Raw genomic sequence first — 20,756 nt, 5'->3', positions numbered from 1 at the left:
GACACACCCGGCCGCTTTGCCATGAGGGTGTGGCGGGAATTTCCACGGAGTTAGTCTTATTTTTAAAATAGACGAAGGAGGGAACACAATGGCAAAACAAAAAATTCGGATTCGGTTGAAGGCTTACGAACATCGTATCCTCGACCAATCAGCGGACAAGATCGTTGAAACAGCGAAGAGAACTGGTGCCGGCATCTCAGGTCCTATTCCATTACCAACTGAACGGACGATCTACACCGTTTTACGTTCACCACATAAGTTTAAGGACTCACGTGAACAATTCGAAATGCGGACGCACAAGCGTTTGATTGATATCGTTAACCCAACGCCAAAGACAGTCGACTCATTAATGAAGCTTGACTTGCCTAGCGGTGTTGACATCGAAATCAAGTTATAATTTTCAAGAATACTAAATACAATATAATCGGAGGTGTACTCATGACCACTAAAGGAATCTTAGGGAAAAAGGTCGGGATGACGCAAGTCTTCACTGATGCTGGCGAATTAATCCCCGTTACTGTTGTCGAAGCAACGCCAAACGTTGTGTTACAAGTTAAGACGATGGAAAACGACGGTTACAATGCCATTCAACTTGGTTACCAAGACAAGCGTGAAGTACTCAGCAACAAGCCCGAACAAGGTCATGTAGCAAAAGCAAACACGACTCCTAAGCGCTTCATTCGTGAATTCAGAGATGTTGAGCTGGGAGATTACAAGGTAGCAGACGAAGTTAAAGTTGATACCTTCCAAACAGGAGACATCGTTGATGTCACTGGTATTACTAAAGGTCATGGATACCAAGGTAACATTCATAAAGACGGTCAAAGCCGTGGCCCTATGGCCCATGGTTCTCGTTACCACCGTCGTCCAGGTTCTCTGGGTGCCATCATCAACCGGGTATTCCCTGGTATGAAGCTTCCAGGTCGGATGGGTAACAAGCAAGTTACTATCCAAAACCTCGTGATCGTTAAAGCTGACGTTGATAACAACGTTCTGTTGATCAAGGGTAACGTCCCTGGTGCTAACAAGTCACTCGTTACTGTTAAGAGTGCTGTTCGCCCACCACGTCCCAAGCAGTCTGACAAATAAATAGGAAGGGAGGATAATTAAATGACAAGCGTAGCATTATACAAGCAAGATGGTAGTCAAAACGGCAACGTTGATTTGAACGCCGATATCTTCGGCATCGAACCTAACGAAAACGTTATTTACGACACGATCCTGATGCAACGAGCTTCACTTCGCCAAGGTACACACGCCGTTAAAAACCGGAGTGCTGTCCGTGGTGGTGGTAAGAAGCCATGGCGTCAAAAGGGTACTGGTCGGGCCCGTCAAGGTTCCATCCGTTCCCCACAATGGGTCGGTGGTGGTGTGGTCTTTGGACCAACCCCTCGTTCTTACAGTTACCACCTTCCTAAGAAGGTTGGCCGTTTAGCATTGAAGTCTGTTCTTTCTCAAAAGGTTCTGGACGAAAGCTTAGTCGTTCTTGACGGTTTAGCATTCGACGCACCTAAGACAAAAGAATTTGCTGCAGTGCTGGCTGGTTTGAATGTCACAACTAAGACGTTGGTTGTCCTTGAAGACGACAACGTAACTGCTGCTTTAGCAGCCCGTAACTTAGCTAACGTTAAGGTTATTCCAGCCAAGAGCTTGAATGTCCTTGATATCGCCGCTGCGGACAAGTTAGTGATTACCCAACCAGCTCTTTCTCAAGTAGAGGAGGTGCTCGCATAATGGAATCACGTGACATTATTTTACGCCCAGTTGTTACCGAAGCTACGATGGCAACTATGGACGACAAGCGTTACACCTTTGACGTTGACGTACGAGCAACCAAGACACAAGTCAAGCATGCCATTGAAGACATCTTTGACGTTAAGGTTGTTAAGGTCAACATCATGAACTTAAAGGGTAAGAAAAAGCGTCAAGGTCGTTACGAAGGCTACACTAAGAAGCGTCGTAAGGCTATTGTCAGCTTATCTGCCGACTCAAAAGAAATCAAGTTATTCAACGAAGAATAAAATTTCAGATATAGGAGGGAAATAACGTGGCGATTAAGAAATACAAACCAACAAGCAATGGTCGTCGTAATATGACGAGCTTGGTTTACAAAGACGTCATCACTAAGACGACTCCTGAAAAGTCATTGCTTGATTCACAAAGCCATACCGCCGGCCGTAACAACGCTGGTAAGATGACTGTCCGTCATCGTGGCGGTGGTAACAAGCGTCAATACCGGATCATCGACTTCAAGCGAATCAAGGACGAAGTTCCAGCTACTGTTAAGGCTATCGAATACGATCCTAACCGTACTGCTAACATTGCCTTGCTCGTTTACGCTGATGGTGTTAAGTCATACATCATCGCACCTAAGGGCTTAAAGGTTGGCGCACAAGTTCAATCTGGTCCAGAAGCTGATATCAAGATTGGTAACACGTTACCATTGAAGAACATTCCTTTTGGGACTGTCATTCACAACATCGAATTGAAGCCGGGCAAGGGTGGCCAATTGGTCCGTTCTGCTGGGACTTCAGCTCAATTGTTAGGTAAAGCTAACGATGAAAAGTACGTGTTAGTTCGCTTATCTTCCGGTGAAGTTCGGATGATCTTGGGCGTTAACCGTGCAACTATCGGTGCCGTTGGGAATGAAGAACACGAATTGGTTAACGTCGGTAAAGCCGGTCGTACCCGTTGGGGCGGTCAACGTCCACACGTTCGTGGTTCTGTAATGAACCCTAACGATCACCCACATGGTGGTGGTGAAGGTAAAGCACCTGTTGGTTTACCATCTCCTCTTTCTCCATGGGGTAAGAAGACCGTTGGTAAGAAGACGCGTTCGAAGAAGAACAAGAGCAACAAGTTCATCGTTCGTCGTCGTAAAGGTTCCAAGATGTAATAATCCGGTTTACCGGATGTCAAGAGACCTGGTGATCATCGTTTTAGACGATGCGCCACAAGTAGAGGAGGTTTCATAATGGGTCGTAGTTTGAAAAAAGGACCTTTCGCCGATGCACATTTGCTGAAGAAGGTTGATGCGCAAAAGGATCAAGACAAAAAGGCTGTCATCAAGACCTGGTCCCGTCGGTCTACTATTTTCCCTAGCTTTGTTGGTTTAACTATCGCTGTTTATGACGGACGGAAGCACGTACCAGTGTACGTTCAAGAAGACATGGTAGGCCACAAGCTTGGCGAATTCGTACCAACCCGGACATTCCGTGGTCATGGTGGCGACGACAAGAAAACTCGTTGATAAGGAGGATTAACTAATGGCTGAACAAGTTACATCAGCGCAAGCGACTGCTAAGACGGTTCGGATTGCTGCTCGCAAAGTCCGCCTTGTCATCGATCTTATCCGCGGCAAGAGCGTTGCTGAAGCAATCGCTATCTTAAAGTTCACACCACGTGGAGCATCACCGGTTGTGGCAAAGGTATTGAACTCTGCAATTGCTAATGCAGAAAATAATTTTGACTTAGATCGTCAAGATCTAGTTGTTAGCGAAGCCTATGTGAACGAAGGACCAACCCTTAAGCGGTTCCGTCCTCGTGCCAAAGGCTCTGCTTCACCAATCAACAAGCGTACGAGTCACATTACGGTTGTTGTATCTGAAAAAGAGGAGGGATAACGCGTGGGTCAAAAAGTAAATCCAACTGGATTACGGGTCGGTATCATTCGCGACTGGGAAGCAAAGTGGTATGCTGAAAAGGATTTCGCTGCTTACCTGAAGGAAGACCTTCAAATCCGTAAATTTATCGAAAAGCGTCTTGTCGACGCTTCTGTATCAACTGTTGAGATTGAACGGGCTGCAAACCGCGTCAACATCTCAATTCACACTGCCAAGCCAGGGATGGTAATTGGTAAGGGTGGTTCCGAAGTCGAAAATCTCCGTAAGGAATTGAACGACTTAACTGGCAAACGTGTCCACATCAACATCGTGGAAATCAAGAAGCCAGATTTGGATGCTAAGTTGGTCGGCGAAAACATTGCTCGTCAATTGGAAGGCCGTGTTGCTTTCCGTCGTGCAATGCGTGGAACGATGCAACGCACTATGCGTTCTGGCGCCAAGGGTGTTAAGACGCAAGTCGCTGGTCGTTTAAACGGTGCTGATATGTCCCGTGTCGAAAGCTATGCTGAAGGTACGGTTCCATTGCACACGTTACGTGCTGACATCGACTATGCATGGGTTGAAGCTCACACTACTTACGGTTCTTTAGGTGTTAAGACCTGGATCTACCGTGGTGAAGTTCTTCCCGAAAAGAAACAAACTAACGGACAAGGAGGGAAATAAGCATGCTGGTACCTAAGCGAGTAAAGTTCCGTCGTGTCCACCGTGGTAAGCTTCGTGGCGAATCCAAGGGTGGCAAGAGCGTCGCTTTCGGTGACTACGGTTTGCAAGCGTTGGATTCCAAGTGGATCACCAACCGTCAAATCGAAGCTGCCCGTGTGGCAATTACACGTTACATGAAGCGTGGTGGGAAAGTTTGGATCAAGATTTTCCCTCACAAATCCTACACCAGTAAAGGTGTTGGGGTCCGGATGGGTAATGGTAAAGGTACGCCTGATGGCTGGGTAGCCCCAGTCAAGCGTGGCAAGATTATGTTTGAAGTGGGTGGCGTTTCTGAAGAAACTGCCCGCGAAGCATTGCGCCTAGCTGCCATGAAGCTTCCCGTTCGCACTAAAGTTTTAACCCGAGAGGAAGTAGGTGGCGAATCTAATGAAGATTAAAGAAATCAACGAATTAACCACTGCTGAAATGCTCGATAAAGAAAAGAGCTACAAGGACGAATTATTCAACTTGCGTTTCCAATTAGCTACTGGTCAATTGGAAAACACCGCACGGTTGAAGCAGGTTCGTAAGAACATTGCGCGGATTAAAACCGCTCTTCGCCAACAAGAACTGAACAAGTAGAATACGATAAGAAGGAGGTCACTAATACATGAGTGATGCACGTAATAACCGCAAGGTTTACCGTGGTCGTGTCGTTTCCGACAAAATGGAAAAGACGATCACTGTCGTTGTAGAAACGACGAAGACTGATGCACGATATGGCAAGCGTGTCAAGTACTCCAAGAAGTACAAGGCACATGACGAAAACAACGAAGCCCACACTGGCGATATTGTTGAAATCATGGAAACTCGTCCTCTGTCTGCTACCAAGCGGTTCCGCTTAGTCGACATTGTTGAAAAAGCAGTAATCATTTAGGTGTCGTTTTTATCGTATTCTGAACTAGAACTGAAGGGAGGACACTAGCTGTGATCCAACAAGAAAGCCGTTTAAAGGTTGCCGACAACTCCGGCGCCCGGGAAATTCTGACCATTAAGGTTCTGGGTGGCTCCAAGCGTCGCTACGCCGGAATTGGTGATGTTATTGTCGCTACTATCAAACAAGCAACACCAGGTGGCGTTGTCAAAAAGGGTGATGTTGTTAAGGCCGTTGTCGTTCGTACGAAGTCTCGTGTACGCCGTAACGATGGTTCATACATCAGCTTTGATGAAAATGCCGCAGTGCTGATCAAAGACGACAAGAGCCCACAAGGGACTCGTATCTTCGGACCAGTTGCACGTGAATTACGTGACAACGACTTCATGAAGATTATCTCATTAGCACCCGAAGTACTGTAATTAAGAAACGTGTTAAACAAGGAGGTGCCCACAGGAATGCTTATTAAAACTGGTGACAAGGTCCGCGTGATCGCTGGCAAGGATAAAGGTAAAGAAGGAACTGTTTCCAAAGTCCTGAATGCCAAGAACCGCGTGATCGTTAAAGGCGTCAATATGATTAAGAAGCACCAAAAAGCTTCTCAATCTAATCCCCAAGGCGGAATTATTGATATTGAAGCACCAATTCACGCATCCAACGTAATGCTCATCGATCCTTCGAACAACGAACCCACCCGGCTTGGCGTTCGAATTGAAGATGGTCACAAAGTCCGGTTCGCTAAAAAGTCCGGCGAAACCATCGACAAATAATCACTGAAAGGAGGAACATAATTTCATGTCAACTCGTTTAAAAGAAAAGTACGTTAATGAAATTACCCCATCATTGGTGGAAAAATTTAGCTACAGTTCTATTATGCAAACACCGAAGATCGAAAAGATCGTTTTGAACATGGGTGTTGGTGACGCTGTCTCCAACGCTAAGAACCTCGACGAAGCTGTTGAAGAACTTGGTTTGATTTCTGGTCAAAAGCCATTGGTTACTAAGGCCAAGAAATCAATCGCAACCTTCCGTCTTCGTGAAGGTATGTCAATCGGTGCTAAGGTTACCCTCCGCGGTGACCGCATGTACGAATTCTTGGATAAATTAATCAACGTGTCATTGCCACGTGTTCGTGACTTCCGTGGTGTTAGCTCTCGTGCCTTTGATGGCCGTGGGAACTACACTTTGGGTGTTAAGGAACAATTAATTTTCCCAGAGATCAACTTTGACAATGTTAACCGTGTTCGTGGTTTGGACATCGTTATCGTTACCACGGCTAATACTGATGAAGAGTCACGCGAATTGCTGACTCAATTCGGTATGCCGTTTGCACACTAATTTAAGGAGGTTCACACAAATTGGCTAAGAAATCTCAAATTGCTAAGAACAAGCGTCCTGCGAAGTTCTCTACTCAGAATTATACTCGTTGCGAACGTTGTGGACGTCCACACTCTGTTTATCAAAAGTTCCATCTTTGCCGTATCTGCATGCGCGAATTAGCCCACAAGGGTCAAATTCCTGGCATGAAGAAGGCAAGTTGGTAGACTGAATTTTAAACAAAGGGAGGGAAATCGTTAATGTCCATGACTGATCCTATTGCAGACTTCTTGACTCGGATTCGTAACGCCAACATGGTTCGTCACGAATCACTCGAAGTTCCTGCATCAACAATTAAACGTGACATCGCTGAAATCCTGAAGCGCGAAGGTTTCATCCGTAACGTTGAATACATCGATGATGACAAGCAAGGTATCATCCGCGTATTCCTCAAGTACGGCAAAGACAACCAACGTGTTATCAGTGGTTTAAAGCGTATTTCTAAGCCCGGCTTACGTTCATACGTTAAAGCCGACGCTGTACCAAAGGTATTGAACGGTTTAGGTATCGCCATTATCTCCACCTCTGAAGGTGTAATTACTGATAAAGAAGCGCGGGCCAAGAAAATCGGTGGCGAAGTTCTCGCCTACGTTTGGTAAAACTTTTAAGAAGATAGGAGGTGCCTTTCAGTGAGTCGTATTGGTTATAAAACTGTCAACGTCCCAGCCGGCGTTGAAGTTAAACGCGATGGCAATCAAGTAACGGTCAAGGGTCCTAAGGGTTCTTTAACCCGGACGTTCTCCGATATCATTTCTATGAAAATTAGTGATGGTGCTGTTGACTTCGATCGTCCAGATAACAACAACAAGACACGTGCCATGCATGGTACGCAACGGGCTAACTTGAACAACATGGTTGAAGGTGTTGTCAATGGCTTTGCTAAGACCTTGAAGCTGGTCGGTGTTGGTTACCGTGTTCAAGTTAAGGGTAAGACCCTGGTATTGAGCGTTGGTTACTCCAACCCTGTTGAAATGGCTGTTCCTGAAACCTTGGAAGTTAAGGTTCCAGACAACACCACTATCAACATTTCCGGTATCAGCAAGCAAGAAGTCGGTGACTTCGCTGCTGAAGTTCGTGCCGTTCGTTCACCAGAACCTTACAAAGGTAAGGGTATCCGTTACGAAAACGAATTCGTTCGTATTCGTGAAGGTAAGACCGGTAAGTAGTATCGCAGCTTAGTGCTGATAATTTTACAAAGAGGTGACTATTTTGATTACGAAACCAGATAAGAACAAGACACGTCAAAAGCGTCATATGCGTGTCCGGAACAAAATTTCTGGAACTGCTGAACGCCCACGCTTAAACGTATTCCGCTCTAACAAAAACATCTACGCTCAAATTATTGATGACGTAGCGGGTGTTACACTTGTTAGTGCCTCGACGTTAGATAGCGAAGTAAGTGGCGACAACAAGACTGACCAAGCTAAAGGCGTTGGTGAGTTAGTTGCAAAGCGTGCTGTCGAAAAAAATGTTAGCGATGTTGTGTTCGATCGTGGCGGGTATTTATACCATGGCCGTGTTCAAGCATTGGCAGAAGCTGCTCGCGAAAACGGGCTTAAATTTTAAGAGTAAGGAGGAATAACCACACATGGCAAAATTTATTGATCCCGACAAGTTAGAACTCGAAGACAACGTTGTTGCTATCAACCGGATTACCAAGGTTGTAAAAGGTGGCCGTCGTCTACGGTTCGCTGCGCTTGTAATTGTCGGCGACAAGAACGGTCACGTTGGCTTTGGTACTGGTAAAGCACAAGAAGTCCCAGAAGCTATTCGTAAGGCCGTTGAAGCTGCTCGTAAGAACCTGATCGAAGTTCCTATCGTGGGAACGACTATTCCTCACGAAGTCCTCGGTTCATACGGTGGGGGTAAGATCTTACTCAAGCCCGCTGCTGAAGGTTCTGGGGTTACCGCTGGTGGTTCAGTTCGTTCCGTCATGGAATTAGCTGGGGTTGCTGACGTTACTTCCAAGCGTTTAGGTTCTAACACGCCGGTCAACGCTGTTCGGGCCACTTTTGCTGGCTTGGCTCAGTTGAAGCGTGCTGAAGAAGTTGCCGCTCTCCGTGGTGTCTCTCTTCAACACTTAGCTGAATAAGGAGGGGTTTTAAAATGGCTCAATTAAAAGTTACTTTAATTCATAGTGCTGCTCACCGCCTCCCTAAACAGCGGAAGATTGTGGAAGCTTTAGGTTTACATCGTGTTAACAGCACGGTTGTACAACCAGACAACGAGGCTACCCGCGGTGCGCTTTTCCAAATCGCACACTTGATTAAGGTTGAAGAAGTTAAGTAATACACATATCATTAAATAAGGAGGTGCGCAATAGCATGAAGTTGAATGAACTAAAACCTGCTGAAGGCTCACGGAAGGTTCGTAACCGAGTTGGCCGTGGTGATTCATCTGGTAACGGTAAGACTGCTGGTCGTGGCCAAAAAGGTCAAAAGGCTCGTAGCAAGACTCGTTTGGGTTTTGAAGGTGGCCAAATGCCACTGTACCGTCGTATTCCAAAGCGTGGGTTTACCAACATTAACCGTAAGGAATTTGCTGTCGTAAACTTGGCTGCTTTGAACGTCTTTGATGATGGTGCTGAAGTTACACCAGCTGTCTTAATCGAAGCTGGCATCGTCAAGAACGAAAAGGCCGGTATTAAGATCTTAGGTAACGGTGAGTTAACGAAGAAGTTGACGGTTAAGGCCGCTAAATTCTCTAAGTCAGCTGCCGAAGCCATCGTAGCTGCTGGTGGTAAGACTGAGGTGATTTAATGCTATCAAGCTTGAAAAACGCCTTTAAGATTAAAGACATTCGTAAAAAGATTCTCTTTACTCTATTGGTTTTGATTGTCTTTCGGTTGGGTACTTATATTACCGTCCCCGGCATTAACGCAAAGGCACTTCAAAGCGTTGCGTCTTCTGGATTGGTTAGTATTTTAGATACCTTCAGTGGTGGTGGGTTAACCAATTATTCCATCTTCGCGATGGGTGTTTCACCTTACATCACTGCACAAATCGTTATTCAATTGCTGCAAATGGACATCGTTCCGCGCTTCGTTGAATGGAGCAAGCAAGGGGACGTTGGTCGGCGGAAATTGAACCAGGCAACGCGATACTTAGCGATTGCGTTAGCCTTCGTTCAATCCATCGGGATCACGGCTGGTTTCAGTGCTTTAAGCTCACTGAAATTGGTCCAAAACCCGAGTGTGACAACGTACCTGTCAATCGGGTTAATCCTGACTGGTGGGACCATGTTGACTACTTGGATGGGTGATATGATTACCGATCGCGGTCTTGGTAACGGGATTTCAATGATTATCTTTGCGGGTATCATTGCTCGGACACCAAAATCTGTTTACCAACTTTACCAAACTTACTTTGTCGACGCTGATAAAGGGACTTTGTGGAAGAGTGTATTGTTCATTCTTGGTTTGATCGTGTTAGTTCTGATTATTGTGACCTTCACTACATGGGTTCAACAAGCTGAACGGCGGGTCCCAATCCAGTACACCCGGCGAGTATCTGGTTCACCAGATAGTAGCTACCTTCCATTAAAAGTCAACGTTGCCGGTGTTATTCCAGTTATCTTCGCGAGTTCGTTTATTGCGACGCCACAGACTATTCTGATGGCGTTCCAAAACACCCACTCTCAAGATGCCTGGTATCAAACACTGACGGACGTCTTTAACATGCAAACGGTCGATGGCGCCATTTTGTACACCGTTCTGATCGTTGTGTTCACGTTCTTCTATGCGTTCGTGCAAGTTAACCCAGAAAAGTTAGCTGAGAACCTGCAAAAGCAGGGGAGCTACATTCCTGGTGTTTGGCCTGGTCACGAAACACAATCATATGTTTCCAGTTTGTTGATGCGCCTCAGCACTGTGGGTGCGCTCTTCCTTGGATTCATTTCCTTGATTCCGTTATTAGCCCAAAACCTTTGGGACTTAGATGAGTCAATTGGTTTAGGTGGTACCAGCCTCTTAATCGTCGTTGGTGTGGCTATCGAAACCATGCGGCAAGTTGACGGATTGATGATGAAGCGCGAATACGTTGGCTTTATCCAAGATCCAGAACCAGCTTAATGAGTTTCCAGCGGGTGTGTTGATCTTTTAGCACACCTGCTTGTGTTTTTCGGGTAAATTTTCGAATAAGGAGAACGAACATGACAGCTATGAATTTAATTCTCATGGGTCTACCGGGTGCCGGTAAAGGGACTCAAGCCGAAAAGATTATCAAGGAGTTCCACTTACCGCATATTTCTACGGGAGATATCTTCCGTGAAGCGATGAAGAACGAAACTGAAATGGGATTGGCAGCGAAGAAATTTATCGACAAAGGTGAATTGGTACCGGACGAAGTTACGAACGGAATTGTTCGCGACCGGTTAGCCCAAGCTGACACCAAAGACGGGTTCATGTTGGATGGGTTCCCCCGTTCCATTGTTCAAGCCGAAGCTTTAGATACCTTCGGCCCAGAACTGGATCGGACCATCAACGCCGTGATCAACATTCACGTTGAACCAGACGTCTTGGTAGAACGCCTTTCTGGTCGTTACATTTGCCGCAACTGTGGCGCAACTTACCATAAGCTGTACAAGCAGCCTAAAGTTGAAGGTACGTGTGATGTCTGTGGTAGTCATGACTTCTATCAACGTGAGGACGACAAGCCTGAAACGGTGAAGAATCGTTTGGCGGTTAATCTGAAAATGAATACACCGCTGGTTGATTACTACACCAAGAAGGATTTATTGTTCACTGTTGATGGTGACCGTGACATCGATGACGTGTACGTCGACATCGAAAAGATCCTTAAGAGCTTGTAGTCTGCTCTAAGTTCTTGCTTACTATCGAGAAATATGGTAGACTTATTCAGGTTTAGCCTGTAAATGGCGCGCTGTCGCGATTCACAGGTGCTAGGTTGGAGCAAAGTTCTTGTTCCTACTGCTTTTACGTGTAGTTTACACGCAAGAAAAAGGGAGGTACTTTCGTGGCGAAAAGCGATGTCATCGAAGTCGAAGGTAAAGTTACCGAAACATTACCCAACGCGATGTTTCGGGTCGAATTAGAAAACGGTCATGAGATTCTCGCTCACGTCTCCGGTAAGATTCGGATGCATTACATCCGGATTCTGCCTGGTGATCGAGTAACTGTTGAAATGTCACCGTATGACTTGTCTAAAGGCCGGATTACTTATCGCTTTAAGTAACGGCTAGACAGATGTAGGAGGGATATTCATGAAAGTAAGACCATCAGTTAAGCCAATGTGCGAACACTGCAAGGTTATCAAGCGTAAAGGCCGAGTAATGGTTATTTGCTCAGCTAACCCTAAGCATAAACAACGCCAGGGTAAGTAATTCAATTTATAGGAGGTGCAATTAAATGCCACGTATTGCTGGAGTGGATTTACCACGTGATAAGAAAATCGCTTACGGTTTGACTTACATTTTTGGTATTGGTATCAACACCGCACATAAGATTGTTGCGGATGCTGGAGTCTCAGAAGATGTTCGGGTTCGCGATATGACACCTGATCAAGAAGACAAGATTCGTGCCGAAGTTGACAAGTACAAGGTTGAAGGTGACTTACGTCGTGAAGTTAGCCTGAACATCAAGAACTTGCAAGAAATCGGTTCATACCGTGGTATGCGTCACCGTCGGGGTTTACCTGTTCGCGGTCAACATACCAAAAACAATGCCCGCACTCGGAAGGGTAAAGCCGTTTCCGTTGCCGGTAGAAAGAAGTAAAGGAGGGTTAAAACTTTATGGCTACTAGAAAAACTAGTCGCAAGCGTCGGGTAAAAAAGAATATTGAGGCCGGCGTTGCACACATTCATGCTACGTTTAACAACACATTAGTTATGATCACTGACGTTCAAGGGAACGCTATTGCTTGGTCATCTGCTGGTGCCTTAGGATTCAAGGGTAGTCGGAAGTCAACGCCATTTGCTGCTCAAATGGCCGCTGAAGCCGCTGCTAAAGCTTCAATGGAACATGGTATCAAAGCCGTTGAAGTTGCTGTTAAGGGTCCTGGTTCAGGACGTGAAGCTGCTATCCGTGCTATCCAAGCTACTGGGGTAGAAGTTACTGCTATTCGCGATGTCACCCCAGTTCCTCATAATGGGACTCGTCCTCCAAAGCGCCGTCGGGTTTAACGTGAGCGTTTCATTAATGAGGGCAACCTTCATGATGGGATTGACTTATAGGAGCTCAACGCGGTTTGAAAGGGGTAAACGATAAGAATGATTGAATTTGAAAAGCCTAACATTCATAAAATTGATGAAAGCAGCAACTACGGTAAGTTTATTGTCGAACCGTTGGAACGTGGATACGGGACAACGCTAGGGAATTCCTTACGGCGGATCTTGCTTTCTTCATTACCTGGTGCAGCTGTTACCAGCATTCAAATCGACGGGGTTCTGCATGAATTCTCTACTATCGAAGGTGTCGTTGAAGACGTCACGCAAATTATCTTGAACGTTAAGAAGATTGCGTTGAAGCTAAACGGTTCTGACGACCAAGAGGAAACCATGGAGATCAACGTTAAGGGTCCTGCTCAAGTTACCGCTGGTGACATTGTCGCAGGCGCTGACGTCGATGTGTTGAACCCAGATCTGTACATTGCTACAGTTGCGGATGGGGCAACGTTCCACATGCGGATGACGGCGGATAAGGGCCGTGGTTATGTTTCTGCTGACGAGAATAAGACTCGCAACACGGACATGCCAATCGGTGTCTTAGCCGTAGATTCCATTTACACCCCAATCGAACGGGTTAACTACCAAGTAGAGAATGCACGGGTTGGCCAACGGGCTGACTACGATAAATTGACCCTGGATGTTTGGACAAACGGTTCAATTAATCCAAGCGAAGCCATTGCTCTGGCTGCTAAGATCTTGACCGAACATCTGGCTATGTTTGTCGACTTGACCGACGAAGCTAAGAATGCGGAAATCATGGTTGAAAAGGAAGAGACTCACAAGGAAAAGATGCTTGAGATGACCATCGAAGAGCTCGACTTGTCCGTCCGTTCGTACAACTGCTTGAAGCGTGCTGGTATCAACACGGTTCAAGAATTGACTAACAAGACCGAAGCAGACATGATGAAGGTTCGTAACTTGGGTCGCAAGTCCCTTGAAGAAGTTAAGGCTAAGTTAAGCGACTTAGGGTTATCACTTCGGAAGGAAGACTAATTTTAGACACTCAAAGGAGGGTTTCTGGTTATGAGTTACCGTAAATTACAACGGACTAGTTCTCAACGTCGTGCATTGTTACGCGATTTGACTACCAGTTTAATTTTGAACGGCCGCATCGAAACGACTGAAGCACGCGCTAAGGAAGTTCGTAAGACGGCTGACCAAATGATTACCTTGGGCAAGCAAGGCGACTTACATGCTCGTCGGCAAGCTGCTGCGTTCATCCGTAACGTCGTTGCAGATGTTAAGGAAGATGGCGACGATGTCGTTGTTACCAGCGCATTGCAAAAGGTATTCAGCGAATTAGCACCTAAGTACGCAGATCGTAACGGTGGTTACACGCGTATCTTAAAGACGATGCCTCGTCGCGGTGATGGTGCCGCTATGGCCATCTTGGAATTCGTTGACTAATCTTTGGTTAACAGTTTTCGGGAGTCATCTCGTCCTTAAACGGGATACAAATATGCATTAAATTAATCACTAGAACCATGTGGTATAGAGCGCTATGATGATGGGGAATTTCCGAGTCTAGCTTGAATGGGGGCTAACGCCTCAGCGCCGCTGGTTTGTTAGTGATTTTTTTGTACTCTTTTTTTGGTTCACGCTGTGATGCATTGTGTGGTCACGGCGTACATAGAAATCTGATTGAATCAGTTGGAGACGTACGTCCTGTATGTTCAGAAAAGGGAATCAAGTCCGGAAAATGAGTGGAATCTAACTGAGGCGCTCTATGAGTGTAGTTAACCATGCAAATGGCTGATGCGTTATTTGGGACTGTTTTGCTGTGTGTTGTTGAAACCTGTTATGAGTTGCCAATATCACTCACAGTTAGTCTCCGGGCATTAGGAACATAACCCTGTGTCGGTGGTCTTAGTTCGGCCGTTTTTGCCGGACTTAGTCCACAGGCCGAGCTTGACGACGCGTTCCTTGCGGCGCCAAGTCGCCCTGGAGACCGCTCTTTCAGGCTCCAGGTCTGCCTCACCGGGTGGCGTTCCTAATACCCGGTGACGGTTCCATAAACACAGTAATGATTATTTACTGCTGAACACTTCGGGTTTGCCTGAATATTTGGTATAATTACCGGTGACATTTTGCGTAAGGAGATGACGGATGATGGCAAACATCATTGAAGTCGCACATCTATCGTATCGCTATCGAAACGGTGAGCATGACGCCGCCCAGCGCCCAGCGTTAAACGACGTTAGCTTCACCGTTCAGGGCGGTGAATGGTTAGCCATCGTCGGTCATAACGGTAGTGGCAAGTCGACGTTAGCGAAGTCGCTAGACGGTCTCTTACCATTCACTGAGGGGACTATTACCGTTGGCGGCATTAAATTGACCCCTGAGACCGTCTGGCAGGTTCGCGAAAAGATTGGCATGATCTTCCAGAATCCGGACAACCAGTTTGTCGGCGCCACTGTTGAAGACGATGTCGCCTTTGGCTTGGAGAACCGGCAGATTGCCCGTGCCGACATGGTGCCACGAGTTCAAGCGGCCATTGAAGAGGTTGGCATGACCGAGTTCGCCCATCGCGAGCCCAGTTCCCTTTCTGGTGGGCAGAAACAGCGGGTCGCCTTGGCTGGTATTGTGGCGATTGCGCCAGACATCTTAATTTTAGATGAGGCCACCAGCATGCTGGATCCCCAGGGGCGGCGCGACATGCTCGACTTGGTGCGGCAGTTACGGACCGATCAACACCTGACCGTTATCTCCATCACCCATGACATCGACGAAGCAGCCAATGCTGACCGGGTGCTGGTGATCGACGATGGCCGATTAGTTGAAGAAGCGGACCCAGCCACCATTTTTGCTCAGGGCGAGCGCCTGGTCCAACTTGGACTGGACTTACCTTTCACATCGAAATTACAGGCCGCTCTGCGGCAACGGGGCATCACGCCACCGGACGGCTATCTGACCACTGCGGAAATGGAGGCATGGTTGTGGCAATCTCTTTCGAACACGTAACCTATACGTACCAGGCGGGAACGCCCATGGCCAACACCGCCTTGACCGACATTTCCTTTGCTGTGCCCGACCACGGTTATCTGGCCATCATTGGCCATACCGGGAGTGGTAAATCGACGCTGATTCAGGAGCTGAATGCGCTGTTGAAGCCAACTGCCGGGACCGTTCACATCGATGACTTCACGATAACCCCCAAGACCACCAACGCCGACCTTAAGCCATTGCGGCAACACGTCGGCATGGTCTTCCAGTTTCCGGAGAGCCAACTGTTTGAGGAGACCATTCGCAAGGACATTGCGTTTGGACCACAGAACTTTGGCATGAGTGAGGCCGATGCGAACCAATTAGCCGATGAAATGTTGGCGATGGTGGGCCTCGACAGTAGTTACGCCGAGCGGTCACCGTTTGAGCTTTCCGGTGGGCAAATGCGGCGGGTCGCCATTGCCGGCGTGCTGGCGATGCGGCCGCAGGTGCTTGTCCTCGACGAACCGACCGCTGGGCTTGATCCACGGGGCCGTGAAGAAATGATGGCGCTCTTTGAACGGCTCCATCGTGAGCAGGGGCTGACCATCGTGTTAGTCACCCACCAGATGGAAGACGTTGCCCAGTACGCCGAACAGGTTGCTGTCATGCGGCAGGGCCGGCTCGTTAAGTTCGGCACGCCCCAGGAGGTCTTTCAAGACCCCGATTGGTTGCGTGCCAATCAACTAGATGTGCCACGGGCAACGCGTTTCGCCCAAGCACTTGCTACTAAGGGCATCCAGTGGGACCAATTGCCGCTGACTGCCGAACAACTGGCTGACCAATTGGCCGCGCGTTGGCCACAGAGGGGGTCCGGTGATGTCTAGTTTTATTTTTGGCCGGTATCTCCCATTGAACTCGGTGGTCCACCGGCTAGATCCACGGGCCAAGCTCATGTTGAGCTTCTTTTACATCATATTGGTCTTTTTAGCAAATAATTTAGTGAGTTATGCCATTCTGATTGCCTTTACGATTAGCGCCATCCTCGCGTCGAAAATCAGTCTCGGCTTTTTCCTCAAGGGGATTCGACCGTTGCTGTGGCTGATCGTCTTTACGGTGGTCCTACAGTTGCTGTTTAGTCCAGCCGGCGGGCACACGTACTTTCACTGGGCGTTTATCAACATTACCCAGTTCGGACTGGTCAACGCCGGTTTTATTTTCATCCGGTTCTTGCTGATCATTATGTTTTCGACGTTACTGACGCTGTCAACGCAACCGTTGGACATTGCGACTGGACTGGCCTCGCTGATGAAACCATTGCGGTGGGTGCATGTGCCGGTGGACACGTTGGCCATGATGCTGTCGATTGCGTTACGGTTCGTACCGACGTTGATGGATGAAGCCACGAAGATTATGAATGCGCAGCGGGCCCGGGGCGTAGATTTCGGCGAGGGTGGCTTGTTCAAACAGGCCAAGTCGCTGATTCCGCTGATGGTGCCACTGTTTATGAGTGCGTTTAACCGCGCCGAAGACCTGTCAACGGCCATGGAGGCGCGGGGGTATCAGGATAGTGAGCACCGCAGCCAGTACCGCATTTTAACTTGGCAAAAACGGGATACGATCACGTGGTTAATATTTTTAATTGGATTTGCGGCGATACTTGCTTGTCGCCACTGGTAGGAGAGAGATGCAGATGCAACGTTACAAGGTAACTTTTATGTATGACGGGACCGACTTTGCCGGGTTCCAGCGCCAACCTAACAAACGGACGGTGGAGAGTGTCTTAACGAAGATCGTCAATAAAATGGCGAAGAATCCAACGCCCGCCATCGTGATCTATGGTTCGGGACGGACCGACGCAGGCGTCCACGCCTTAGCGCAGGTGGCCCATTTCGACTTTCCCTTCCTGATTCCCGCGGAGAACATGCGCAAGGGCTTAAACAGCATGCTACCGATGGATATGGAGGTCTTGAAGGTCGAGGAGGTCGCTGCCGACTTCCACGCGCGGTATGACGTGTCCGGCAAGCGCTATCTGTACCGGATGGATATGGGTGAATTCCGTAATCCGTTCAAACGCAACTATACCGGTCACTGGAAGTTCCCGGTCGATTTGGAAAAAATCAATACTGCCCTGCAAGACTTAGTGGGCGAACATGACTACACGAGTTTTGTGGCGTCCGGCGCGCAGACACGGACGTTCGTGCGGACCATCTATGAAGCCACGTGCCACATTGACGAGGCGAACCACGAGTTGGTCTTTGAATTTTACGGGAATGGCTTCATGTACAACCAGGTCCGCATCATGGTTGGGGTGCTGGTCGAAATTGGGGCCGGTACCCGTCCGGTCCACGATATTTTACGACTGTACGAGGTGAAAGACCGGCGGCAGGCTAGAAGAACGGTCGCGGCGGCGGGATTATATCTCAAGCACGTCTATTATCAGGGGGAAGACCCCGAACACCCGACGAAATTACCCCAACATCAGCGGTAAATTTCGTTAGGGGGACAAACAATCATTGACTTTATGGGGAAAACTTTGTATTATGGTTGTTGGTATTGTTTGCCCCACGATAAGCCCCGGAAAGTTTACTTGGTGTCAGACAAACACAGATTTATGGAGGAATTTAACGTGCGTACAACTTATATTGCAAAACCAAACGATGTTGACCGCAAATGGTACATCGTGGACGCAACTGATGTTAGCTTAGGTCGTCTTGCTTCAGTCGTTGCTTCCGTATTACGCGGTAAGAACAAGCCAACGTTCACGCCTAACGTGGACACTGGTGACAACGTAATCGTCATCAATGCTGCTAAGGTTGGTTTAACCGGCCGTAAGGCAACCGACAAGATTTATTACCACCATACCGGTTTCGCCGGTGGCTTAAAGTCACGGACTGCTGGTAACTTCCGGGATCAAAACCCAGAAAAGTTGATCGAAACTTCTGTACAAGGTATGCTCCCTAAGAACTCCTTAGGTCACCAAATGGCATTGAAGCTTCACGTGTACGCTGGTGAAGACCACAAGCACGAAGCACAAAAGCCAGAAGTATTAGACATTACTAACCTAATCTAAGGAGGAAACCAAATTGGCACAAGTTCAATATCGCGGCACTGGCCGTCGTAAAAACTCTTCTGCTCGTGTACGTTTAGTACCCGGCTCAGGTAAAATTGTTATGAACAAGAAGGCAATCGAAGACTACATTCCATTTGCAAGTATTCGTGAAGTCGTCTTACAACCATTCAACGTTACGGAAACTCTCGGTAACTACGATGCATTAGTTACTGTCCATGGTGGCGGTTTCTCCGGCCAAGCCGGCGCAACTCGTCATGGGATCGCTCGGGCATTGCTCGAAGTAGACCCAGACTTCCGTGGTCCGCTTAAGCGTGCAGGTCTTTTGACCCGTGACGCCCGGATGAAGGAACGTAAGAAGCCAGGTCTCAAGAAGGCCCGTAAAGCTTCACAATTCTCAAAGCGTTAATATTTCGATACTTTCGTTTTGGAAATCCTCGCCAATTTATTGGTGGGGATTTTTTGTTTGGAGTAAAATGTGTAGATGGACGTGATCAGATTCGTTTTAAATACCAAGTACCGACCGCAGCAATTTCTAATCCACCTCTCACCGCACTGTCCTTTGGTCAAAGTGGGTATTGTTTTCCCCGGCGCTTTGTCTTAAGCTGAATGGGAAGTCTTTGACAGGATAGGAAAATCATGGAGAAAATTAAGCAATCTAAGTTATTTGATACGTTATCCAAAAAGATGGTCTGGGGGTTCGTCCTCCTGATCACGCTGGGGACGATTTTCTTGAGTTTACCCGTGGCCACGCGGGGGATGCAGGGGACATCGTTTATCGACACCGTGTTTACCGCGGCGTCCGCAACTTGTATTACCGGCCTCACGGTAGTCAACACCGCGCAGCACTGGTCTTTTTTTGGTCAGGTCGTGATTCTGGTCTTGTCCGAGGTCGGCGCGCTGGGCTACATGACGTTTGCTGTCTTACTATTTAACATCATTCGGCGCAATCTGGACCTTTCTACGCAGCTGATGGTCAAGGAATCACTGAACCTGGAAAATTTGAGCGACACCAAGAGCGTCATGAAGTATGTTTTCGGCCTCTCTGCGCTCTTTCAAATTGGCGGGGCCATCTTACTGGCCTTCGACTTTGTCGGCCGTTATGGGTGGAAACGGGGGCTTTACGTGTCCGTCTACCACTCCGTCATGTCCTTTTGTAATGCTGGGTTCGATGTCTTTGGCAACAGCCTGATGGGATTTCGTGACGACAGCTACCTGCTTATCGTGACCATCATTCTGATTATTGGCGGGGGCCTGGGCTTCTTGGTCTGGCGTGACCTGTTACTGTTCCACGAACGCCATCGCCTGAGCCTGAACTCCAAGCTGACGTTGGTGACGACGGGCACGCTATTTGTTGTCGGGTTTCTGCTCTTGCTGATTACGGAAAAGGACCTGGCGTTGCTGCCAAAGGGAACGTCGTGGATCAATCGGACCGTCAACACGCTATTTCTCAGTGTGACGCCCCGAACGGCGGGGCTGATCACGTTGCCGACCAGTGACCTCCAATCCGGGAGTGTGTTCATCCTGATGATCTTGATGTTTGTCGGGGGGACGCCTGGATCGACTGCGGGTGGGATCAAGACCACCACGTTCGGTGTGTTGATGCTGCAGAGTATCGCGCAGCTTCGTGGGAAAAAAGATGTTGAGTTTAGTCATCGGCGGTTTAGCCAGTCAAATATCAGTCGGGCACTACTCTTAGTCTTTCTGGCCAGCATCGTTATCGTGTTAGCCACGTTGATTCTGACGCAGACAGAGCGGATTCCTAAGGGATTTGGCCTTGAGTACATCATGTTTGAGGTGTTGTCCGCGTTTGGAACGGTCGGGTTGAGCCTCGGTCTTACGCCACATTTAACGGTCATCGGCAAGGTTATCATCATGTTGTTGATGTTCATCGGCCGAGTTGGTATCTTCACGTCGCTGTATTCGCTGTCGAAACGCCAGACGAAGGTCAACCAGATTCGGTACCCTGAAGAAAATATCTTAATCGGTTAAGGAGTATGTGAAA

36 protein-coding genes are annotated in these 20,756 nt (G+C 47.8%); all 36 read left to right on the top strand.

Going from position 1 to position 20,756, the window contains the following annotated elements; all coding sequences use genetic code 11:
- The first annotated feature begins 88 nt into the window (after positions 1 to 88).
- The 36 genes from rpsJ (at position 89) to JUF10_RS03340 (ending at position 20,743) form a co-directional block, all read left to right on the top strand.
- Positions 89 to 397, top strand: a complete 309-nt coding sequence (gene rpsJ, locus JUF10_RS03515; protein ID WP_011668500.1) for a 30S ribosomal protein S10 — start codon at positions 89 to 91, stop codon at positions 395 to 397.
- Between the two features lie 41 nt (positions 398 to 438).
- Positions 439 to 1,089, top strand: coding sequence for a 50S ribosomal protein L3 (rplC, locus tag JUF10_RS03510; RefSeq protein WP_203640840.1), 651 nt, complete (start codon positions 439 to 441; stop codon positions 1,087 to 1,089).
- Positions 1,090 to 1,110: 21 nt separating this feature from the next.
- Positions 1,111 to 1,734 (top strand): 50S ribosomal protein L4, encoded by a 624-nt coding sequence (rplD, locus tag JUF10_RS03505; RefSeq protein WP_048735491.1) that lies wholly within the window; start codon positions 1,111 to 1,113, stop codon positions 1,732 to 1,734.
- Complete coding sequence (gene rplW, locus JUF10_RS03500) at positions 1,734 to 2,021, top strand: 50S ribosomal protein L23 (RefSeq protein WP_048735493.1); 288 nt, start codon at positions 1,734 to 1,736, stop codon at positions 2,019 to 2,021. The genes rplD and rplW overlap by 1 nt, the downstream gene beginning before the upstream one ends.
- Positions 2,022 to 2,047: 26 nt before the next feature.
- Positions 2,048 to 2,896, top strand: coding sequence for a 50S ribosomal protein L2 (gene rplB, locus JUF10_RS03495; protein WP_203640839.1), 849 nt, complete (start codon positions 2,048 to 2,050; stop codon positions 2,894 to 2,896).
- 78 nt (positions 2,897 to 2,974) lie between these two features.
- A complete protein-coding gene (rpsS, locus tag JUF10_RS03490; protein WP_048735499.1) occupies positions 2,975 to 3,250 on the top strand; it encodes a 30S ribosomal protein S19 in 276 nt (91 codons plus the stop codon).
- A gap of 16 nt (positions 3,251 to 3,266) precedes the next feature.
- Entirely contained in the window at positions 3,267 to 3,623 is a 357-nt protein-coding gene (gene rplV, locus JUF10_RS03485; protein ID WP_048735501.1) for a 50S ribosomal protein L22, read from the top strand.
- Positions 3,624 to 3,626: 3 nt separating this feature from the next.
- Positions 3,627 to 4,286, top strand: coding sequence for a 30S ribosomal protein S3 (gene rpsC, locus JUF10_RS03480; RefSeq protein ID WP_048735503.1), 660 nt, complete (start codon positions 3,627 to 3,629; stop codon positions 4,284 to 4,286).
- A 2-nt stretch (positions 4,287 to 4,288) separates the two neighbouring features.
- Positions 4,289 to 4,723 (top strand): 50S ribosomal protein L16, encoded by a 435-nt coding sequence (gene rplP / locus JUF10_RS03475; protein WP_048735506.1) that lies wholly within the window; start codon positions 4,289 to 4,291, stop codon positions 4,721 to 4,723.
- Positions 4,713 to 4,907, top strand: a complete 195-nt coding sequence (rpmC, locus tag JUF10_RS03470) for a 50S ribosomal protein L29 (protein WP_125582382.1) — start codon at positions 4,713 to 4,715, stop codon at positions 4,905 to 4,907. Before rplP ends, rpmC begins: the two co-directional genes overlap by 11 nt.
- Before the next feature lie 28 nt (positions 4,908 to 4,935).
- Positions 4,936 to 5,202 carry a 30S ribosomal protein S17 gene (gene rpsQ / locus JUF10_RS03465; protein ID WP_048735510.1) on the top strand — a complete coding sequence of 89 codons (267 nt, stop codon included), beginning with the start codon at positions 4,936 to 4,938 and terminating at the stop codon, positions 5,200 to 5,202.
- Positions 5,203 to 5,252: 50 nt separating this feature from the next.
- Positions 5,253 to 5,621 (top strand): 50S ribosomal protein L14, encoded by a 369-nt coding sequence (gene rplN / locus JUF10_RS03460; RefSeq protein WP_048735513.1) that lies wholly within the window; start codon positions 5,253 to 5,255, stop codon positions 5,619 to 5,621.
- A gap of 36 nt (positions 5,622 to 5,657) precedes the next feature.
- Entirely contained in the window at positions 5,658 to 5,969 is a 312-nt protein-coding gene (rplX, locus tag JUF10_RS03455; RefSeq protein ID WP_143461836.1) for a 50S ribosomal protein L24, read from the top strand.
- A gap of 25 nt (positions 5,970 to 5,994) precedes the next feature.
- Positions 5,995 to 6,537: a 50S ribosomal protein L5 gene (gene rplE, locus JUF10_RS03450; RefSeq protein ID WP_048735518.1), complete on the top strand. Its 543-nt coding sequence runs from the start codon at positions 5,995 to 5,997 to the stop codon at positions 6,535 to 6,537.
- A gap of 20 nt (positions 6,538 to 6,557) precedes the next feature.
- Complete coding sequence (locus JUF10_RS03445) at positions 6,558 to 6,743, top strand: type Z 30S ribosomal protein S14 (RefSeq protein WP_082153261.1); 186 nt, start codon at positions 6,558 to 6,560, stop codon at positions 6,741 to 6,743.
- 33 nt (positions 6,744 to 6,776) lie between these two features.
- Entirely contained in the window at positions 6,777 to 7,175 is a 399-nt protein-coding gene (rpsH, locus tag JUF10_RS03440) for a 30S ribosomal protein S8 (protein ID WP_048735521.1), read from the top strand.
- A gap of 30 nt (positions 7,176 to 7,205) precedes the next feature.
- Positions 7,206 to 7,742 carry a 50S ribosomal protein L6 gene (rplF, locus tag JUF10_RS03435; RefSeq protein WP_203640838.1) on the top strand — a complete coding sequence of 179 codons (537 nt, stop codon included), beginning with the start codon at positions 7,206 to 7,208 and terminating at the stop codon, positions 7,740 to 7,742.
- Between the two features lie 34 nt (positions 7,743 to 7,776).
- Complete coding sequence (gene rplR / locus JUF10_RS03430) at positions 7,777 to 8,142, top strand: 50S ribosomal protein L18 (RefSeq protein WP_048735526.1); 366 nt, start codon at positions 7,777 to 7,779, stop codon at positions 8,140 to 8,142.
- Positions 8,143 to 8,164: 22 nt separating this feature from the next.
- Positions 8,165 to 8,668, top strand: a complete 504-nt coding sequence (gene rpsE / locus JUF10_RS03425) for a 30S ribosomal protein S5 (protein WP_048735529.1) — start codon at positions 8,165 to 8,167, stop codon at positions 8,666 to 8,668.
- A 14-nt stretch (positions 8,669 to 8,682) separates the two neighbouring features.
- On the top strand, positions 8,683 to 8,865 hold the full coding sequence (gene rpmD / locus JUF10_RS03420; protein WP_143461838.1) for a 50S ribosomal protein L30: 183 nt from the start codon (positions 8,683 to 8,685) through the stop codon (positions 8,863 to 8,865).
- Between the two features lie 35 nt (positions 8,866 to 8,900).
- A complete protein-coding gene (rplO, locus tag JUF10_RS03415; protein ID WP_203640837.1) occupies positions 8,901 to 9,335 on the top strand; it encodes a 50S ribosomal protein L15 in 435 nt (144 codons plus the stop codon).
- Positions 9,335 to 10,645, top strand: coding sequence for a preprotein translocase subunit SecY (gene secY, locus JUF10_RS03410; RefSeq protein WP_203640836.1), 1,311 nt, complete (start codon positions 9,335 to 9,337; stop codon positions 10,643 to 10,645). The genes rplO and secY overlap by 1 nt, the downstream gene beginning before the upstream one ends.
- A gap of 89 nt (positions 10,646 to 10,734) precedes the next feature.
- On the top strand, positions 10,735 to 11,385 hold the full coding sequence (locus JUF10_RS03405; RefSeq protein ID WP_308440209.1) for an adenylate kinase: 651 nt from the start codon (positions 10,735 to 10,737) through the stop codon (positions 11,383 to 11,385).
- A 164-nt stretch (positions 11,386 to 11,549) separates the two neighbouring features.
- Positions 11,550 to 11,768, top strand: coding sequence for a translation initiation factor IF-1 (gene infA / locus JUF10_RS03400; RefSeq protein ID WP_011668477.1), 219 nt, complete (start codon positions 11,550 to 11,552; stop codon positions 11,766 to 11,768).
- A 28-nt stretch (positions 11,769 to 11,796) separates the two neighbouring features.
- Positions 11,797 to 11,916: a 50S ribosomal protein L36 gene (gene rpmJ / locus JUF10_RS03395; protein WP_011668476.1), complete on the top strand. Its 120-nt coding sequence runs from the start codon at positions 11,797 to 11,799 to the stop codon at positions 11,914 to 11,916.
- Between the two features lie 25 nt (positions 11,917 to 11,941).
- On the top strand, positions 11,942 to 12,307 hold the full coding sequence (rpsM, locus tag JUF10_RS03390) for a 30S ribosomal protein S13 (RefSeq protein ID WP_203640834.1): 366 nt from the start codon (positions 11,942 to 11,944) through the stop codon (positions 12,305 to 12,307).
- 17 nt (positions 12,308 to 12,324) lie between these two features.
- Complete coding sequence (rpsK, locus tag JUF10_RS03385; RefSeq protein WP_048735547.1) at positions 12,325 to 12,714, top strand: 30S ribosomal protein S11; 390 nt, start codon at positions 12,325 to 12,327, stop codon at positions 12,712 to 12,714.
- An 87-nt stretch (positions 12,715 to 12,801) separates the two neighbouring features.
- Positions 12,802 to 13,752 carry a DNA-directed RNA polymerase subunit alpha gene (locus JUF10_RS03380; protein ID WP_048735550.1) on the top strand — a complete coding sequence of 317 codons (951 nt, stop codon included), beginning with the start codon at positions 12,802 to 12,804 and terminating at the stop codon, positions 13,750 to 13,752.
- A 30-nt stretch (positions 13,753 to 13,782) separates the two neighbouring features.
- Positions 13,783 to 14,166 carry a 50S ribosomal protein L17 gene (rplQ, locus tag JUF10_RS03375; RefSeq protein ID WP_020090123.1) on the top strand — a complete coding sequence of 128 codons (384 nt, stop codon included), beginning with the start codon at positions 13,783 to 13,785 and terminating at the stop codon, positions 14,164 to 14,166.
- Between the two features lie 699 nt (positions 14,167 to 14,865).
- Positions 14,866 to 15,720: an energy-coupling factor ABC transporter ATP-binding protein gene (locus tag JUF10_RS03370; protein WP_203640833.1), complete on the top strand. Its 855-nt coding sequence runs from the start codon at positions 14,866 to 14,868 to the stop codon at positions 15,718 to 15,720.
- Positions 15,696 to 16,568 (top strand): energy-coupling factor ABC transporter ATP-binding protein, encoded by an 873-nt coding sequence (locus tag JUF10_RS03365; RefSeq protein ID WP_203640832.1) that lies wholly within the window; start codon positions 15,696 to 15,698, stop codon positions 16,566 to 16,568. The genes JUF10_RS03370 and JUF10_RS03365 overlap by 25 nt, the downstream gene beginning before the upstream one ends.
- Positions 16,561 to 17,361: an energy-coupling factor transporter transmembrane component T family protein gene (locus JUF10_RS03360; protein WP_203640831.1), complete on the top strand. Its 801-nt coding sequence runs from the start codon at positions 16,561 to 16,563 to the stop codon at positions 17,359 to 17,361. Before JUF10_RS03365 ends, JUF10_RS03360 begins: the two co-directional genes overlap by 8 nt.
- Before the next feature lie 13 nt (positions 17,362 to 17,374).
- A complete protein-coding gene (truA, locus tag JUF10_RS03355; protein WP_203640830.1) occupies positions 17,375 to 18,172 on the top strand; it encodes a tRNA pseudouridine(38-40) synthase TruA in 798 nt (265 codons plus the stop codon).
- 138 nt (positions 18,173 to 18,310) lie between these two features.
- The gene (gene rplM, locus JUF10_RS03350; protein ID WP_203640829.1) at positions 18,311 to 18,754 is read left to right on the top strand and encodes a 50S ribosomal protein L13; all 444 of its coding nucleotides are present in this window, start codon (positions 18,311 to 18,313) and stop codon (positions 18,752 to 18,754) included.
- 13 nt (positions 18,755 to 18,767) lie between these two features.
- Positions 18,768 to 19,160, top strand: coding sequence for a 30S ribosomal protein S9 (rpsI, locus tag JUF10_RS03345; protein WP_048735562.1), 393 nt, complete (start codon positions 18,768 to 18,770; stop codon positions 19,158 to 19,160).
- A 230-nt stretch (positions 19,161 to 19,390) separates the two neighbouring features.
- Positions 19,391 to 20,743, top strand: coding sequence for a TrkH family potassium uptake protein (locus JUF10_RS03340; RefSeq protein ID WP_203640828.1), 1,353 nt, complete (start codon positions 19,391 to 19,393; stop codon positions 20,741 to 20,743).
- The last annotated feature ends 13 nt before the right edge of the window (positions 20,744 to 20,756 follow it).

The organism is Levilactobacillus andaensis (genome assembly GCF_016861695.1).
In the GTDB taxonomy this organism is placed as follows: domain Bacteria; phylum Bacillota; class Bacilli; order Lactobacillales; family Lactobacillaceae; genus Levilactobacillus; species Levilactobacillus andaensis.
This window is presented reverse-complemented; position numbering and strand designations above follow the sequence as displayed.